General features: G+C 60.8%; 14 protein-coding genes and 1 tRNA gene. 9 read left to right on the forward strand and 6 right to left on the reverse strand.

Translation table 11 applies throughout. The annotated features are described in order from the left end of the window. From bcsA to AC244Q_RS06475, 6 genes are all read left to right on the forward strand, one after another. Positions 1-2,193, forward strand: coding sequence for a UDP-forming cellulose synthase catalytic subunit (gene bcsA, locus AC244Q_RS06450; protein ID WP_128406353.1), 2,193 nt, complete (start codon positions 1-3; stop codon positions 2,191-2,193). Further along, positions 2,190-4,643, forward strand: a complete 2,454-nt coding sequence (locus AC244Q_RS06455; RefSeq protein WP_128406354.1) for a cellulose biosynthesis cyclic di-GMP-binding regulatory protein BcsB — start codon at positions 2,190-2,192, stop codon at positions 4,641-4,643. The genes bcsA and AC244Q_RS06455 overlap by 4 nt, the downstream gene beginning before the upstream one ends. Beyond that, the gene (locus tag AC244Q_RS06460) at positions 4,640-5,686 is read left to right on the forward strand and encodes a family 8 glycosyl hydrolase (RefSeq protein ID WP_128406355.1); all 1,047 of its coding nucleotides are present in this window, start codon (positions 4,640-4,642) and stop codon (positions 5,684-5,686) included. Before AC244Q_RS06455 ends, AC244Q_RS06460 begins: the two co-directional genes overlap by 4 nt. After that, entirely contained in the window at positions 5,683-8,058 is a 2,376-nt protein-coding gene (locus AC244Q_RS06465; RefSeq protein WP_128406374.1) for a tetratricopeptide repeat protein, read from the forward strand. The genes AC244Q_RS06460 and AC244Q_RS06465 overlap by 4 nt, the downstream gene beginning before the upstream one ends. A gap of 113 nt (positions 8,059-8,171) precedes the next feature. After that, positions 8,172-8,840 carry an HAD family hydrolase gene (locus AC244Q_RS06470; protein WP_012756913.1) on the forward strand — a complete coding sequence of 223 codons (669 nt, stop codon included), beginning with the start codon at positions 8,172-8,174 and terminating at the stop codon, positions 8,838-8,840. 98 nt (positions 8,841-8,938) lie between these two features. After that, positions 8,939-9,015, forward strand: a tRNA-Pro gene (locus AC244Q_RS06475). A 185-nt stretch (positions 9,016-9,200) separates the two neighbouring features. On the opposite strand, the gene AC244Q_RS06480 is transcribed toward AC244Q_RS06475, so the two are convergent. Continuing rightward, the gene (locus AC244Q_RS06480) at positions 9,201-9,833 is read right to left on the reverse strand and encodes a class I SAM-dependent methyltransferase (RefSeq protein WP_113545984.1); all 633 of its coding nucleotides are present in this window, start codon (positions 9,831-9,833) and stop codon (positions 9,201-9,203) included. Between the two features lie 536 nt (positions 9,834-10,369). Here AC244Q_RS06480 and AC244Q_RS06485 point away from each other — a divergent pair. Further along, positions 10,370-10,588, forward strand: coding sequence for a hypothetical protein (locus AC244Q_RS06485; protein WP_113545983.1), 219 nt, complete (start codon positions 10,370-10,372; stop codon positions 10,586-10,588). A gap of 6 nt (positions 10,589-10,594) precedes the next feature. Here AC244Q_RS06485 and AC244Q_RS06490 read toward each other — a convergent pair whose 3' ends face one another. Then, positions 10,595-10,828, reverse strand: coding sequence for a DUF982 domain-containing protein (locus AC244Q_RS06490; RefSeq protein ID WP_113545982.1), 234 nt, complete (start codon positions 10,826-10,828; stop codon positions 10,595-10,597). Positions 10,829-11,025: 197 nt separating this feature from the next. Between AC244Q_RS06490 and AC244Q_RS06495 the strand changes: the two genes are divergently transcribed. Next, positions 11,026-11,238 carry a hypothetical protein gene (locus tag AC244Q_RS06495; RefSeq protein WP_012756917.1) on the forward strand — a complete coding sequence of 71 codons (213 nt, stop codon included), beginning with the start codon at positions 11,026-11,028 and terminating at the stop codon, positions 11,236-11,238. A 3-nt stretch (positions 11,239-11,241) separates the two neighbouring features. Here AC244Q_RS06495 and AC244Q_RS06500 read toward each other — a convergent pair whose 3' ends face one another. From AC244Q_RS06500 to AC244Q_RS06515, 4 genes are all read right to left on the reverse strand, one after another. Then, the gene (locus AC244Q_RS06500; RefSeq protein WP_012756918.1) at positions 11,242-11,391 is read right to left on the reverse strand and encodes a hypothetical protein; all 150 of its coding nucleotides are present in this window, start codon (positions 11,389-11,391) and stop codon (positions 11,242-11,244) included. A 75-nt stretch (positions 11,392-11,466) separates the two neighbouring features. Then, positions 11,467-11,760 carry a helix-turn-helix domain-containing protein gene (locus AC244Q_RS06505; protein WP_003547265.1) on the reverse strand — a complete coding sequence of 98 codons (294 nt, stop codon included), beginning with the start codon at positions 11,758-11,760 and terminating at the stop codon, positions 11,467-11,469. A gap of 73 nt (positions 11,761-11,833) precedes the next feature. Beyond that, positions 11,834-13,015 (reverse strand): ROK family transcriptional regulator, encoded by a 1,182-nt coding sequence (locus AC244Q_RS06510; protein WP_012756919.1) that lies wholly within the window; start codon positions 13,013-13,015, stop codon positions 11,834-11,836. 547 nt (positions 13,016-13,562) lie between these two features. Beyond that, positions 13,563-14,177, reverse strand: coding sequence for a GNAT family N-acetyltransferase (locus AC244Q_RS06515; RefSeq protein WP_113545981.1), 615 nt, complete (start codon positions 14,175-14,177; stop codon positions 13,563-13,565). A 177-nt stretch (positions 14,178-14,354) separates the two neighbouring features. Between AC244Q_RS06515 and AC244Q_RS06520 the strand changes: the two genes are divergently transcribed. After that, the gene (locus AC244Q_RS06520; protein ID WP_128406356.1) at positions 14,355-15,692 is read left to right on the forward strand and encodes an extracellular solute-binding protein; all 1,338 of its coding nucleotides are present in this window, start codon (positions 14,355-14,357) and stop codon (positions 15,690-15,692) included. The last annotated feature ends 13 nt before the right edge of the window (positions 15,693-15,705 follow it).

Raw genomic sequence — 15,705 nt, forward strand, 5'->3', positions numbered from 1 at the left:
ATGCGCAAAGCCCGCAGTGTCATCATATGGGCCGTGGTTTCGCTCTGCATGATCGTGCTGATCACGCTGCCGGTCAACCTGCAGACCCAGCTCATCACCAGCATCACCGTCGTGACAGTCATGGCGCTGATCAAGGTGCTGAAGGGCGAGGGGACCTGGCGCCTGGTGGCGCTCGCCTTCGGTACGTCGATCGTGCTGCGCTATGTCTACTGGCGCACTACCAATACGCTGCCACCTGTGAATCAGCTGGCAAATTTCATTCCCGGCCTGCTGCTCTATCTTGCTGAAATGTATAGCGTTGCGATGCTGGCGCTCAGCCTCTTCATCGTTGCCACACCTTTGCCGTCACGCCCTTCGCGTGCCGCCAAGAATGAGCGTTTCCCTCATGTCGACGTCTTCGTACCATCCTATAACGAGGATGCCGGCCTGTTGGGAAACACGCTGGCCGCCGCCAAGGCCATGGATTATCCGGCCGAGAAGTTGCATGTCTGGCTGCTCGACGACGGCGGCACCCTGCAGAAGCGCAATTCCGGCAAGCTGCTCGAAGCCCAGGCGGCTGCCGCCCGCCATATCGAGCTGAAGCAGCTCTGCGACGATCTCGATGTCCACTACCTCACGCGCGACCGCAACGAGCACGCCAAGGCCGGCAATCTCAACAACGGCATGAAACATTCGACCGGCGAACTCATCGCCGTCTTCGATGCGGACCACGCGCCGGCCCGCGATTTCCTGCTGGAGACGGTGGGTTACTTCGAAGACGATCCGAAGCTCTTCCTTGTCCAGACCCCGCACTTCTTTATCAATCCCGATCCGCTGGAACGCAACCTGCGCACCTTCGACAAGATGCCGAGCGAGAACGAGATGTTCTACGGCATCATCCAGCGCGGCCTCGATAAATGGAACGCCGCCTTCTTCTGCGGCTCGGCCGCGGTTCTGAGCCGCAGGGCGCTCGAATCCCAGAACGGCTTTTCCGGCATCAGCATCACCGAGGATTGCGAGACGGCGTTGGCGCTCCATGGCAGCGGCTGGAACAGCATCTATGTCGACAAGCCGCTGATCGCCGGCCTGCAGCCAGCCACCTTCGCAAGCTTCATCGGCCAGCGCAGCCGCTGGGCCCAGGGGATGATGCAGATCCTGCGCTTCCGCTTTCCGCTTCTGAAGCGCGGCCTGACGATCCCGCAGCGCTTCTGCTACATGTCCTCCACGCTTTTCTGGCTCTTCCCATTCCCGCGCACGATCTTCCTGTTTGCGCCGCTCTTCTACCTGTTCTTCGATCTGGAAATCTTCACCGCTTCGGGCGGTGAGTTCCTCGCCTATACGCTTGCCTATATGCTCGTGCATCTGATGATGCAGAACTACCTCTACGGGTCGTTCCGCTGGCCCTGGATTTCCGAGCTCTACGAATATGTCCAGACTGTGCATCTGCTGCCGGCCGTCGTCTCCGTCATGCTCAATCCGAGGAAACCGACCTTCAAGGTCACTGCCAAGGACGAATCGATCGCCGTCAGCCGTCTGTCGGAAATCAGCCGTCCGTTCTTCGTCATCTTTGCGGTGCAGATCGTCGCGCTCATCATCACCATCTACAAGATTTATGCCGAGCCCTATAAGGCCGACGTCACGCTCGTCGTCGGTGGATGGAATGTCATCAACCTGATCATGGCCGGCTGCGCGCTGGGTGTCGTGTCGGAGCGCGGCGAGCGCGCCTCGTCCCGTCGCGTCAGGGTCAACCGGCGCTGCGAATTCGGCGCCAACGGCAAGTGGTACACGGCTTCGATCGAGGACGTCTCCGTCCACGGCGCAAGGCTTCACATCTTCAACAAGCAGCTCGACGAGATGCTGGTCGGCGCCGTCGGCGAAATCCGCTTCCGGCCCTATAGCGGTGCGGATCTGGAAACCCTGCCGCTCATCGTCCGCAATATCGAGCCGTCGGGCGACATCAGCAATGTCGGCTGTCAGTACGTGCCGAAAAGCGCCCTCGACCATCGTCTGATCGCCGACCTGATGTTTGCCAATTCCGGCCAGTGGACAGAGTTCCAGGCCTCGCGCCGGCGCAATCCTGGCCTGATCCGCGGCACTATCTGGTTTCTCGGCATGTCGTTCTACCAGACGAGCCGCGGCCTCGTTTACTTCTTCCGCAGCATGCGGCCGGAGCGAGAAGCCCAGCAGCAGGCGGCAAAGGTCAACGCCGGATGAGAAGCATCGTAGCCGCCTCGCTTCTCCTGCTGAATGCCTCCGCCTTCGCCCAGGCCCAGACGGCACCCTTCGACATGTCCGGCGAGCGGCCGCCCGGTGCGTCCGTTACCCCGAGATTGACGTCGCCCACGCCGCCCGCAGCAGCCACTGCGCCGGTTCCCGTCACGCCTCCGGTTTCCGTCATACCCGCGCCCGCAACCTCGGCTGCTCCTGTTCCTCCGTCGATCGCCGTCCAGCCGCAGCCGACGGCGCCTGCGCCACAACCAGCCGCCATGGCAAATACCGCCGCGCCGCCTCGCCCCGGCGATGTCCGCCGCTTTGTCGTGCCCTTTTCGAAACTCGGCCTCGGCGGCGAATACGACCGCCGGTCATGGTCGGTCTATCTGACGCCGGAGCAGGCGGCGGCCAAGGCAAGCTTCACCTTCGCCTACCAGAATTCGATCGTCGTCGCGCCTGAGGCCTCGGTGCTGACCGTCTATCTCAACAGCCGCCCGATCGGCCAGCAGCGCGTCGGCTCGCCGGATGGCTCTTCGGCCGTCACGTTCGAGGTTCCGCCCGGTCTGCTGCAGCCAGGCGCCAACCTCGTCACCTTCGAAGCCGATCAGCGCCACCGCACCGATTGCAGCATCCAATCGACTTATGAACTGTGGTCGAACATCGATCCGGCCGGAACCTATCTGAGCTTTGCCGGCAGGGATGCCGCCCAGCTATCGAGCGCCGATGCAATCCGCGCGATCGGCGTCGACGGCGCCGGCAAGACGGAATTCGACATCGTTGTCCCGGCGCTGGAGCAGCCGGGAACCACCAAGCCGCTGCTACGGCTGGCGCAGGGCCTGTCGGTGCTGAGCAGCATGCCGAACCAGATCTTCGCCTTCAGCACCGCTTCGCTTCCGGCTGGCGGGCCTGGCAAGCTCAGCGTGCTCGTCGGCACCGCGGCGGAGCTGCGGCCGCTCTTTCCTGGCCTGCCGCCCGGCGCCGAAAGTGCAGCACTCGCCGCTTTCGTCACCGATCCGCGCAGCGGCTCGCCGGTACTTCTGATCAGCGGCCCCTCCTGGCAGGCGGTCTCGTCGGCGATCGATACCATCGTCTCGCCGACAGATCGGTCCTCGGACGTCCGCCGCGACGTGCTGACCACCGAGCGCTGGAGCGCGCCGAACGCGCCGCTGGTCTTTTCCGATACCAACATCGCCCTGTCTCAGCTCGGTGTGAAGACCACCGAATTCTCCGGCCGGCGGTTGCGGACCAGCTTCAATATCGCCGTGCCGGCCGATTTTTATGCCAATGCCTATGGCGAGGCGAAGGTGCTGCTCGACGCCGCCTATACCGATAACGTGATGCCCGGCAGCCACATCGATATCTACGTCAATGACAACATCGCCTCCACCGTGCCGATCACCACGACATCAGGCGGCATTCTCCGTCATCTGCCGATCCGCGTGACAATGCGACACTTCAAGCCCGGCCTCAATTCGATGGCGATCGAGGCGATCCTGATGACCAAGGACGATGCGGCTTGCGCGCCGGGCGCGACCGCCGGCGCCACCCCGCGCTTTGCCCTGTTCGATACCTCAGAGCTGCAGATTCCGGATTTCGCCCGCGTCGGTCAGCGTCCGAACCTGGCCGCAATGGCCGGCACCGCCTATCCCTATGGCCGGGCCACGGAGCCGACGCCGCTCTTCATCGACCGCATCGATGCCGACACGCTTTCGGCTGCCGCCACGCTGCTCGGCCAGATGGCCATCACCGCCGGCCATCCGATCGCCGTCGAAACCGTCGCCTCGCCGAATACGATCGGCGATCGTGATGCGATCTTCATCGGCTCCATCTCGCAGATGCCGACAACGGCGCTGTCGCAGACCAATATCTCCACGACGAGCCAGGCCTCGTGGCGTCCGGTGGCCGATACGCAGCCGGGCGTCGTCGATACCGGTACGGCCTTCGAGGAGTGGAACTCCAAGGTCAGCGGCGGTGTCTTGCACAACCGGGTCACCGCCTTCCGCGAGTGGCTGTCGCGCAATTTCGATATCTCCCGCAGCTCGCTGCAATTCATCCCCGGCGCCGAGCAGATTTTCACGCCGGCCAACGCCGACACGCTGCTGGTTGCACAGGGCTCCAGCCCCGCGGGAGCCGGCGCCTGGACCGTGGTGGCGGCGCCGTCGGCGAACGATTTGCGCGAAGGGCTCGAGGTTCTGACCGCGCAGCTGAACTGGCCGCAGATATCAGGCCACATCACCACCTATTCGAGCAAGACAGGCAAGATCGAAACCGTGCCCGTCACCCGTTTCGATTTCGTGCCGTCCACCCCCTGGTCGATCGCCAATTACCGCCTGATCGCCGCCAACTGGCTGTCGACGAATATCCTCTCCTACGCCTTCCTGCTGGTCGTCTTCGTGCTGCTGATCGGGATCACCACCTCGAGCATGCTCAGAAAACTGGGCCGGTCCAAATGAGGCGGTGGCGCGCGCTCCTGCTGGCGGCAACGGTCGCGTTCGCGGCCGCGAGCCCGCCTGCCGTTGCCCAGCAGGCGATGATCAATGCCGGCGCATGGGCGGCCTACAAGGCGAAGTTTCTCGATGCGACCGGCCGCATTATCGATAACGGCAACGGCAATATCAGCCATAGCGAAGGACAGGGTTATGGCATGCTGCTCGCCTATCTCTCAGCCAGTCCCGCCGATTTCGAACAGATCTGGTATTTTACCCGCACCGAGCTGCTGCTGCGCGACGATGGCCTGGCCGTCTGGAAATGGGATCCGAACGTCAAGCCGCACGTCACCGACACCAACAACGCCTCGGACGGCGACATGCTGATCGCCTATGCGCTGGCGCTTGCCGGCACGGCGTGGAAACGCAACGACTATATCCTCGCTGCCTCCCGAATGGCGCAGGCGCTGCTTGCCGAAACCGTTGTGCACGCGGCCGGCCACACACTTTTGTTGCCGGGGAGCCAGGGTTTTGCCGCTACCGACCGTGAGGACGGCCCCGTCGTCAACCCGTCCTACTGGATTTACGAGGCGATCCCGGTGATGGCGGCGCTCGCTCCGTCGGATGCCTGGCAAAAACTGTCGGATGATGGCCTAACGCTGTTGAAGACGATGCAGTTCGGCCCGCGCAAGCTTCCCGCCGAATGGGTGAGTCTCAGCGGCCAGCCGCAGCCGGCGCAGGGTTTCGACTCCGAATTTGCTTATAACGCCATCCGCATCCCGCTCTATCTCGCTCGTGGCGGCGTCACCGACAAGGCGCTGCTGACCCGTCTGCAGCAGGGAATGTCGCAAGACGGCGTTCCCGCCACCATCGATCTGACCACCGGCCGGACGAAGACTGTGTTGCCGGACGCAGGTTATCGAATTGTTAACGATGTTGTGGCCTGTGTAGTCGATGGGACCAAGTTGCCGGTCTCGGCCCTGCAATTTGCGCCCACACTCTATTATCCGTCCACGCTTCAGCTGTTGGGGCTGGCCTATATTGGGGAGAAGCATCCAGAGTGTCTGTGAAGTCTTCTCTCGTGGCGGTTTCAGCGGCAGTCGTGGTGGCAACCCTCGTCACCGGGCTGAAAGATCGTGCCGCTCTGCAGGAAAAATTCGGCCTTGGGTCTGCCGGCAAGCCGGCACCGGAGCTGATGATGATGGGCCGCATCAAGCCGGAGGTTCCTGCCGGCAATTCCGAATTCAATGCGCAGCTCGTCGCCGACAAGATCGAGGCGATCACTTCGCCGTCGCCGTCACCACCGGACACGTCCGATTCGGATGCCGCTGAACCGCAGCCTGCAGCACCGCAGCCTGCGGCACCTCAGACGGCTACTCCGCCGGCTCAGACCGTCGCCCAGCCGGCACCAGTGACACCCCCAATCGTTTCCGCGCCGCCGGCTCCGCAACAGGCGGCCGCGGCGCCGCAGCCTGCCGTCGATGAAAGTGCGCTTCGTTATTTCGCCAGCCGCGGCGACAAGGTGCGCCTGCAGGCCGAGATCTCCCGCCTTCAGGCGCTCTATCCGAACTGGGTCCCGCCGGCCGATCCGCTCGCCGTGCCGCAGAATGGCGACAAGCAGCTCGAGGCCATGTGGCAGCTCTATTCGGATGGCCGCTATGCGGAGCTGCGCAAGGCCGTCGCCGACCGCCAGGCAACCGATGCCGGATGGCAGCCGCCGGCCGATCTGCTCGACCGGCTTGACGTCGCCGAGGCCCGCGCCCGCCTCGTCAATGCTTCGGACCTCAAGCAACATGCGACTGTGGTCGATATCGCTGCTGCAACACCGAGCCTGCTCACCTGCAGCGAGATCGATGTCCTCTGGCGCGTCGCCGAAGCCTTCATCCAGACGGAGAGGGCGCAGCGCGGCCAGGACGCCTACGCTTATATCCTGAAGAACTGCACCAATCCGGCCGAGCGGCAGGCGACGGTCGAGAAGGCCTCGACGCTGCTTGCCTACCAGCCGATGCAGGCGCTGCTCGCGCTGGAGAGGCCTGCTGCCGACGGCAGCAAGGAATTCAATGCGATTCGCGACAACCTCGCCCGACGCTTCATGGCCGAGGGCGATGACGATCCGAATCTCGCCATCGCGCCCGATTATATCGCCCGCCTCGAAAAACTCGCCGGGACGGAGGGGCTTGCCTCCGATGCGCTGCTGCTCGGCTGGTACCAGCTTCGCCGCAACAATGATGCCGATGCCGAGAAATGGTTCCGTGCCGCTCGAGCCAAGCAAGATTCGGCGACCGCTTCGCAGGGGCTGGCGCTGGCGCTGATCGCCCGCAAGGCGCCTGAGGAAGCCGAGGACGTGATGTTCCGCTGGCGCGCCGATTCCGACGACGCGACATCAACCTATCTCGCCGCTACCGCAAACCTGATGGCGTTGGAGCCGCCGGCCGATCTGGCCGAAGACGTGCTGCACCGCATCGCCACCGAGGTCATCGCCCGGAAATATGTGCCGACGGCGCAGCAATTCGGCTGGTATGCCCGTTCCCTCAACCAGTTCCAGACCGCCGCACGCTGGTTCGAGACGGCGCTTGCCTGGAAACCCGATGACGAACCGTCCGCCTATGGCCTTGTCATCACCCGCGAGCAACTGAGCGACCGCAAGGGCGTACTCGACCTCCAGCGTGCCTGGACCGGCCGGTCGAGCCGGATCACCAACCTCGAAGACACGTCGTCCCTGATGCCGAATGCTGTCACGCAGCCGCCGGCGAAGGGGGGGCTTGCCGCACAGCAACCGGCTCAGCCGACGCAGCGTCCCCCGGCCGAGCCGCTTCCGGCCGAGCGCCGCGTCACCCTGCAGCCGGGGTCGGAAGTAGTCGTTCGCGCGGCAGGGCCATCTATGGAGACGGTCAACGTCCCACGCGGTCCGCGCCAGACGCGCGGCTGCTCGACGACAATCGATGCGGGGCAGCTTAAGCCGGCCGACGCGCTGTCGCGCGGCTGGTGCCTGATGGATATCAACCGGCCGATGGAGGCGATCTCGGCCTTCGAGGCGGCATTGCAGAGTCCGGCCCGCAAGGTCCGCGAAGACGCAGCCTATGGCCAAAGCCTTGCCTATCTGCGCGCCGGCCTCTCCGGCAATGCCGGCGTTGCAGCCACCAAAGCACCGCAGAACCGCCAGCGCGCCGCCGAGCTTCAGGTGGCGATCCTCGCCGACCGTGCGCTTTCAGCCTTCGACGCCGGCCGTTACCGCGAAACCCTCATCTATCTTGATCAGCGTGCCCAGCTGCAGCAGGAGCGCATCGACCTGATGGTTCTGCGCGGCTACTGCTACCTCAATCTCAAAATGTACGGCGATGCGACCCGTATCTTCGAAGCCGCTGCCGCGACCGGCAGCCGCGACGCCGCCCGCGGTCTTGCCGACGTCCGTAACGTCACCCACCCAGACACCAACAACTGACGTTGACGCCGTTTCCGCTCTCCGCTAGTCGCTTGCGTAGCTTCTAAATACCACAGCGTCCCTTTGCACGTCTTCAAAGACGCGCGGCGCTGTGACACGCAAGGAAACGCCCCGTGCCCGCTCTCCATGACATCCTCAACAGATCCTATGACGCCTTCCTTTTCGACATGGACGGAACGCTGCTGAATTCTATTGCCGTCGTCGAACGCGTCTGGAGTGAATGGGCAAGACGCCATGGCTTCGAGCCGGCGGTCTTCTTGAAGACGATCCATGGCATCCGCGCCTCCGATGTGATCCGCGGACTCGGCCTGCCCGGCGTCGATCCGGCCCATGAGGCGGATCTGCTGCTCGCCGAGGAAATGGAGGATGTCTCCGGCATCGTCGAAATCCCCGGCGCCGTCCGCTTCCTCTCCGCCATCGCCGAGGGCCGATGGGCAATCGTCACTTCGGCGCCGATCGAGCTCGCCAGGCGCCGCATGGAAGCCGCCGGCATTCCGATGCCGAAGGTCATCGTCAGCGGTCAAGAGGTCAAATCAGGCAAGCCCAGCCCCGAAGGATATCTGCTCGGCGCAAGCCGCCTCGGCGTCGATCCGAAAAAATGCCTGGTCTTCGAAGATGCCGTCGCCGGCATTCTCGCCGGCGAAGCCGCCGGCGCCGACGTTACCGTCATCACCGAAACGCACGCCACGCCCTTCGAAACGCCGCATTTTTCGATCGCCAACTACCAGGCGTGGCAGCCCATCCAAACCGCCGAAGGTCGGCTGAAGCTCGCCGCGATCTGAGCATTGCGGCAAACTACTCCCTTTTTGTTGGAGGCAAGGTTTTTCCGCTTGCATTGCACGCGCTGAAAAACTAAACGAAACAAGCCGTTTCGGCAGGTCGGGGCGTAGCGCAGCCCGGTAGCGCACTTGACTGGGGGTCAAGGGGTCGCTGGTTCGAGTCCAGTCGCCCCGACCATTTATCCCCTTGAAATCCCAGTCAGAATGTCACTTTTTCGTCCCGCTGCCGGCGGAGAAGGCGACGAGGCATAGGCAGAAATGCTAAAACGGGAGCCGAACGCCCCGAACGAAAATGTCATTTGTTCATGTTGTAGACGAGCTTTAGCGCCGCCATTGCAAGCGGCGGCGGGGCTTCGACCGCTTTCAGTACGGTTTCTGAGCGATCGCGATCATCGATTTCGCCAGCAGCGGAATTCTCCCGACATATTCGAAGTCGACGTCTTCGAAGCCTGTTTCGACCAGGAGCGTGCTGAGCGTTTCGGGAGACCAGAATTTGATGTGGCCATGGTCCTTGAGGGGCATAAAATGGTCGTCCATCTTTCCGCTGACGGCCAATGCCAGATTTTTCCAGTAGCCGTGAAAAGGCGTCGACATAACCGCGATGCCGCCAGGCTTTACCAGATCATACATGGTGGCCGAGAAAGCCTTAGGATCATAAACATGCTCCACCACCTCGAGGCTTATCACCGCATCGAAGGTCCCATACCGGCTGGAAAGATCTTCGTATCCGGAGCCGATTTCCAGCGGAAGATCGGGGTGGGCCGTTCTCGCTTTTGCGATGCCGTCCTGGGAGGGATCGACGCCGACGACGTCATAGCCTTTCTCCGCAAGCACGGCTGCAGCACCGCCGGTGCCGCAACCGAGGTCGAAGACCGCCGTTTCTTTTGCCTCCTGGAAACTGTTCTCGAGAACATCGACAACGGCCGGCAGAATATAGGAATGGGCGGTCGCCGGTTTGGCGTGTATATAGGTAGTAGCGTCCAGTTCGATAGACATTTTACCTCCTGAAAACCTGAAGAAGTGAGCCGCCAATGGTACGGCGGACTTTGACGGGAGTGTGGTGTCGTTGTGGTATTACGGTGATTAACGCCGAAGGCGTCCGTGGCGACTAAGCGTCACTGCCGATTGGCAGCACCGACAGCGCGAGACATTCTCCAGCACGCCCGACGCTCCCCCGCCGGATCCCGAAGCTGATTGACAGGGTGCCCTGAAGATGCTGAAAACGGCCCGCGTTCAGGTTTGCCGCATTTTCGTGGTTCAAAGCGCCGCTACATCCGGCTCCGCCCGGTTCGACCATTTAAACTAAATAATGTGATGAAATACCCTTTGAAGGTGTATCGCAAATAAATCCTTTAGTTCTTTTTGGTACTGCCTCAGTTGGGAGAGGTGGTATTTGTTGCCGTTTGTTAAGGTTATACCCAGTTTGGAAGTTAACAACCCAGTTTTGGATTGAAAAAAACCTGAAGCCTCTTCGCATTCTCGTGAATATGTGTAGATTAACATTGTCCCTGTCACAGATAGCCTAGTCGAGCATGACGGATATGAAGCATAATCTAACTTGCAGGCAGAGCCTCGCCAGCGCGTTCCAAGCTCTGTCGGACGAGGCCGTCAAAGCCGGCTGGTCGGAAGGCGATGTCGCCCTCGCGCTTGCCGAGCTCGCCGAGGAGCGGGTAGTCGAGATTGCCGCCAGGGTGATCATGGAGGGCTCCATCCATCCCCAGTTGGTCGCCGCTGGCGGCCGTAACGGCTAACCGCTCTTACACCAGAAGTCCCGCCGTCTTCGCTGCCGTGATGAAGGAAGCCTGTGCTGCGCCTGGGCTGCGCAGTCCATCGAGCGCATCCAGGCAGTGCTGGCGCGCAACGCGATAATCGCGCCCGCGCTTGCTCGGCCACCGTTTCAGATATTCGACGGCCTCCCAGACGGTGGAAACGATCAGGCTGCTGTTTGGAGAAACGACCCGGACGGGGGAGGGAAAGCGTTTTTCACTCACGTCTGCACTCACTGATTCCTGCTACCAAACGCGGCCAGAACGCGCGGGATAAAATTTTGTTCCATGATTTTGTTCCACAAGAATTTGCGTAGTTGCTAAAGTTCAGACCCTCCCGCATAATCACTTTAGGGTCGGTTGCGGAGGGCGGCCGGCGATGCAAGCGTGGATGCGTTTGCCCTCGGAGGAGATGCGGCGTGATGTTACGATCATCAATTCATCCGCATGATTTGCCGTTATTTTCGGAAGATCTCGATCTGCTTTCGCAAGTGCTCGAAAAGGTATGCGACGAACGCGGCCTCGCCAGGACGACGCCGGAGGCCGAGCGGATCGGTGCGGTCATCATCCAGCTCTACAGGCAGGGCGTGAAAGACGGCGGCAAACTCGCCGACCTTGCAAAAACCTATCTCTAAAGATCAGTTCTGCTCGATCGAGACACCGTTCTTACCGATGCTCATCTCGATGCCTTGAGGCTTGCTTTCCTCGTGGAAGATATAGGCGCCGAGGCCGATGACGGCGACGACAAGAACACCGATGATGACGTAGAGACCATTGCTGCGGTTCAAGAAACTGCCCCCGATATGTTATAGGCCCCGATATGTTGTGGGACAGCGAAACGCGCGGGCGTCCGATTGGTTCCGTCAGTCGTCGTTGGCGGCGTTGAGATTTTCCGGCCGGATGCCGTCATCGCTGGAGGTGCGTGCTCGTAACCGGATACCGGGGCCGCCTTCATCCTGATTGCCGCTCGACAGGAAGATGATGCCGTTCGCCTCGAGCGTGCTGCGCACGTCGAACAGCGCGTGCGGCTCACCCGCGAATTCGCCGTTTTCCAGCGCCATCACGGTCTCGACCGGCAGGCCGCTGGCGGCGGCGAGCTCTTCGATGCTCATTCCGATCATGGCGCGGGCGCCGCGTATCTGCGTTGCTGTTATCATGATAGAAAATCTAGCGCATTTCCAGCGCTTCTCAAGTGGCGGCGCTGCACGTTGGCTCTCAGGCACGGGCTCTTCAAACTTCCCTCAATTTTACACCAAATAGATCGTCATGCATGCGCTCAACCGCGATCCCCATTCCTCCCATCAGGGCGGCGCGGTTCCCAAAGCGACTGATCTCGATGCGCGGCGGATAAGGCGTACAACGCGGCAGGAAACCGCGGATGGCATTGACGAGTTCCAGTCTTGCGCCGATGCTGCCGCCGGTGATCACCAGTTCAGGATCGAGTGCCGCTCCGATTGCAGCAATAGCGACTGCGACCAGCCGTGCCGTCTCTTCGATGGCAGCCGCAGCACTTGTTTCTCCTGCATTAAACGCGGCGAAGAGATCGGCCACGGTGGAGGCGTTACGCCCGCCGAAACCGACGTAGCGGCGCAACATCGCGACGCTGCCGACCGCACTCTCAAAGGTTCCAAGCGTAAATCCGCCAGGATCAAAAGCATCTCCGCCGATCGGAAGATAGGCGATTTCGCCGGCTGCCCCACGCGCGCCGCGCAATAGCGTTCCGTTGGCGATGATGCCCATGCCGACGCCCGTTCCGAGAGCAACGAAAGCAAAATTGCTGGTTTCGATACCGTGTCCCCGCCATCTCTCCCCTTGCGCGGCCAGGTTGACGTCATTTTCAACGATCACCGGTATCCCCATTCTGTCGCTGAAGACTTGCCGCAGATTTATGGCATCGATGCCGGGGATGCTTGGCGCTACGTTGATATGCCCGGTGGCCGGATCGAGCACACCAGGACTGCCTAGAACGACGAGACGGAGTTTGTCGGCAGTCGTCCCGGCCGCAAACGCGAGTTCCACGATAAGATCGCTGAACTGATTGACGAGATGCACTCCGCCGCGCGGGTCGGTGGGTACTTTGGTTTCAGCAACCACGTTCCCCAATAGATCGCAAATAGCCGCAGCAATCTTGGTGCTCCCGAGATCGATAGAGACCGCCAGTCCCGCCCTGGCATTGATTTCATAGGTGATCGCATTCCGGCCCGGACGACCATCAGTCTGCCCGACTGGTTTCAGCCATCCGTCATCCTCAAGGTCGCGCACGACATCGGAAATCGTCTGCTTTGATAAGCCGGTTAGCTTGGCAATATCGGCGCGGGAGATCGACCCGTTCGCGAACACGGTTCGGATGACGGCATTGGTTGAAATTTTTCGTGCGATCGGAGTCTGTGCGACAGAAGATGTCATTGCCATCCGGCTAGCTCAGTCCAATTAGTTCGGAGCGCATACTTAATGGGGCGATATTGGATCACAACCATCGCGAATAGCCGAGATTCAATACATCGAAGCAGGCCATTTGTCTATGTCCTTGACAAATGAGAGACCAACTGTAGGCTTGAATTAACGTGCGATGAAAATGCGCGATGCAATAAAGAGGGTCGATGAGAAGTATGCGCCATAGGTATCGTCTGATTAGCCGTGCGCCCGCCAAGATCGTCCAAAGAGGAACTGGCCTGGGCTTATCTGGCTATTTCCTCTTTCGCGTGCCGCCGACTCCTTAAACCCGGCTTCCGAGGATTTGCTCATGATGAAGCCCTCGACTGATGGACAGCTTTTCGCCGAGCAGCCTGTTTTACTGCCAATAGCATCATGCCTTCAGGCGGACGTTTATCCGGATGGGCACGCTGACCTCACCGTGTGGGGAGCAGGCAGCTTTGGGCGTGTAAGATTTTCTCCAATCGAGGGTACTTACACCCATGAGACAGGGCCTTTCCGTGCCTCGGAGGAGCCAGGAAATGCTTCAACCCAATCCTGCATCGATCCGCATTGCGAAGGCGACGGAGCCATCCCGCTCGAATTCGGAAAAGCCGAGGCGACGGTAAAAACCCTTGGCGCGTTCGTTGTTCGGGTCGACCCCGAGATGCACGCCGCCGACCCCGTGATTCCGAAGGGCTTGAAGCTCCGTGCCGATCATCCTGCGCCCCCAACCGCTTGCCTGCAGTCCGGGAAGGATGTTGATGTGGAGATGCGCGGAATACTGGTCTTGAAGCCATGCCGTTCCGCTGCGCGGATTTTGAATTCGCTCCATCACGTCGGCGTCGCGCGGACGGGTGGGTGCCAGTCCCGAAATCTGCTGGCGGACGAACGGCCACCAGTTTGTCTGCAAGTCTCTGTCGAACCTACTGGTGTCCGGCACCCCTACGACATAGCCGACCGGCCGGTCGTCCTGAACGAGAACAAAGGCAAAGTCTTTGGCGAATTTGAGGTAGGGTACCGACCAGATGTAGCCGGGCAGATGCGGGTCGCTATAAAGCGCGCTGGCATCCTCACCGCCATTCGCGGTTTTCAGGCAGATGTCGAAAAGGGCATCGATATCCGCTTCAATCGCGGGGCGGATGAAGCAGCTGGTGTCCATCACTTTGCCACCTCCTGCGTGGCGCTTTGTCATTTTGGGTCGCGAGAGGAGCGGATGCATTGACGATTACCTCAGATTCGCCAGCCAGGCAAAGCTCTGGGGGAAGAAAACGTTCGGCCGCTGCTTGGTGCAAGGCCTGAGCGGGGAGTGGAAAATAAACCAGATGAGGTGGAGCAGATGACAAGAACCGTGAAATCGATCAGCATACTGCCGGCATACGGATTGAAAGCAGCTGTCGCGCTTGCTGGCGCGGCGCTTTTGAGTTTTGGCCTTTCGACAGCCGCGCGCGCCGACGACCTGGCCGTGTGGGATGACCAAACCTATGAAGGTCAGAGTGCGGTCATAGAGCAGCTCAACAAGGAGTTTGAAGCTGCCCATCCCGGCGTCACGATCAAACGCACCGCCCGCACCTTTGATGACATGAAGTTGACGCTGAAGCTTGCGGTTTCGGCAGGTGATGGCCCTGTCATCACCAAAGTCAACCAGGGTGCCGGTGACATGGGGGCGATGGTCAAGGAGGGATTGCTTCTGCCGGTCGACGACGACATCAAAAAATATGGCTGGGATAAACTCCAGTCGGATTCCGTGCTTGCTCGAGACCGCTGGGAGGATGGAAAATTTGGGGTCGGTAAGACCTACGGCATATCAGGTCTCGCCGAGATCGTTGGCCTCTACTACAATAAAAAAATCCTCGCCGATGCGGGAGTAGCGCTGCCGCAAACCTTCGAGGAGCTGTTGGCCGGTCTCGACAAGCTGAAGGAAAAGGGCGTTCCGCCCTTCATGATGGGCTCTGCAAAGCAACATCTGGCCCTGCACATGATCGGCGCCATCGACCAAGCGCATATCGACGCCAGCAATCGCGCCGAGCTTGACGATCTGATTTACGGACGTGGCGGCTCCTGGAACACCAAGGGGAACATCGAATCCGCCAAACTCGTGCAGCAATGGGCACAGGGCGGTTATTTTTTCCCCGGTTTCGAAGGCATCTCGGGTGACGACGCCGTCCAGCTTTTCATTTCCGGGCAGGGCGCGTTCCTGATCTCCGGGACCTGGTATTTCGGTGACATGCAACACAATCCGGATATCGGCTTCATGGCGATTCCCGCTCCGAAGGGTGTTTCCAAACCCATGAGTGTCGGGGGCGTGGATCTTGCCTGGGCGATAACGAGCCTTGCCAAAAGCAAGCCGACACAGGACCTAGCCGGCGCATATATCGATTATATGGTCTCAGAAAAGGCTGCTGAAACCTGGGCCAATGCTGGCTATCTTCCGGCTACTTCGCTCGCGGCTGACGCAAAGCCAAAGCTCACGCCGCTCCTCACTTCCGGCATCGAAATGTGGAAGACACTCAACGCAAACGACGCTCTCGGCCATTACCCCGATTGGTCGAGCCCAACGATGCTGAAGACAATAGACGACAACACGCCGCTTCTTCTGTCCGGCAATATCACGCCCGAAGCCTTTGTCGATGCTATGGACAAGGATTATCAGGCGTACCTGAAGGACAAGAAATAAAAATTGCGGGCGC

The sequence above is a fragment of the Rhizobium sp. CB2179 genome (genome assembly GCF_057653455.1).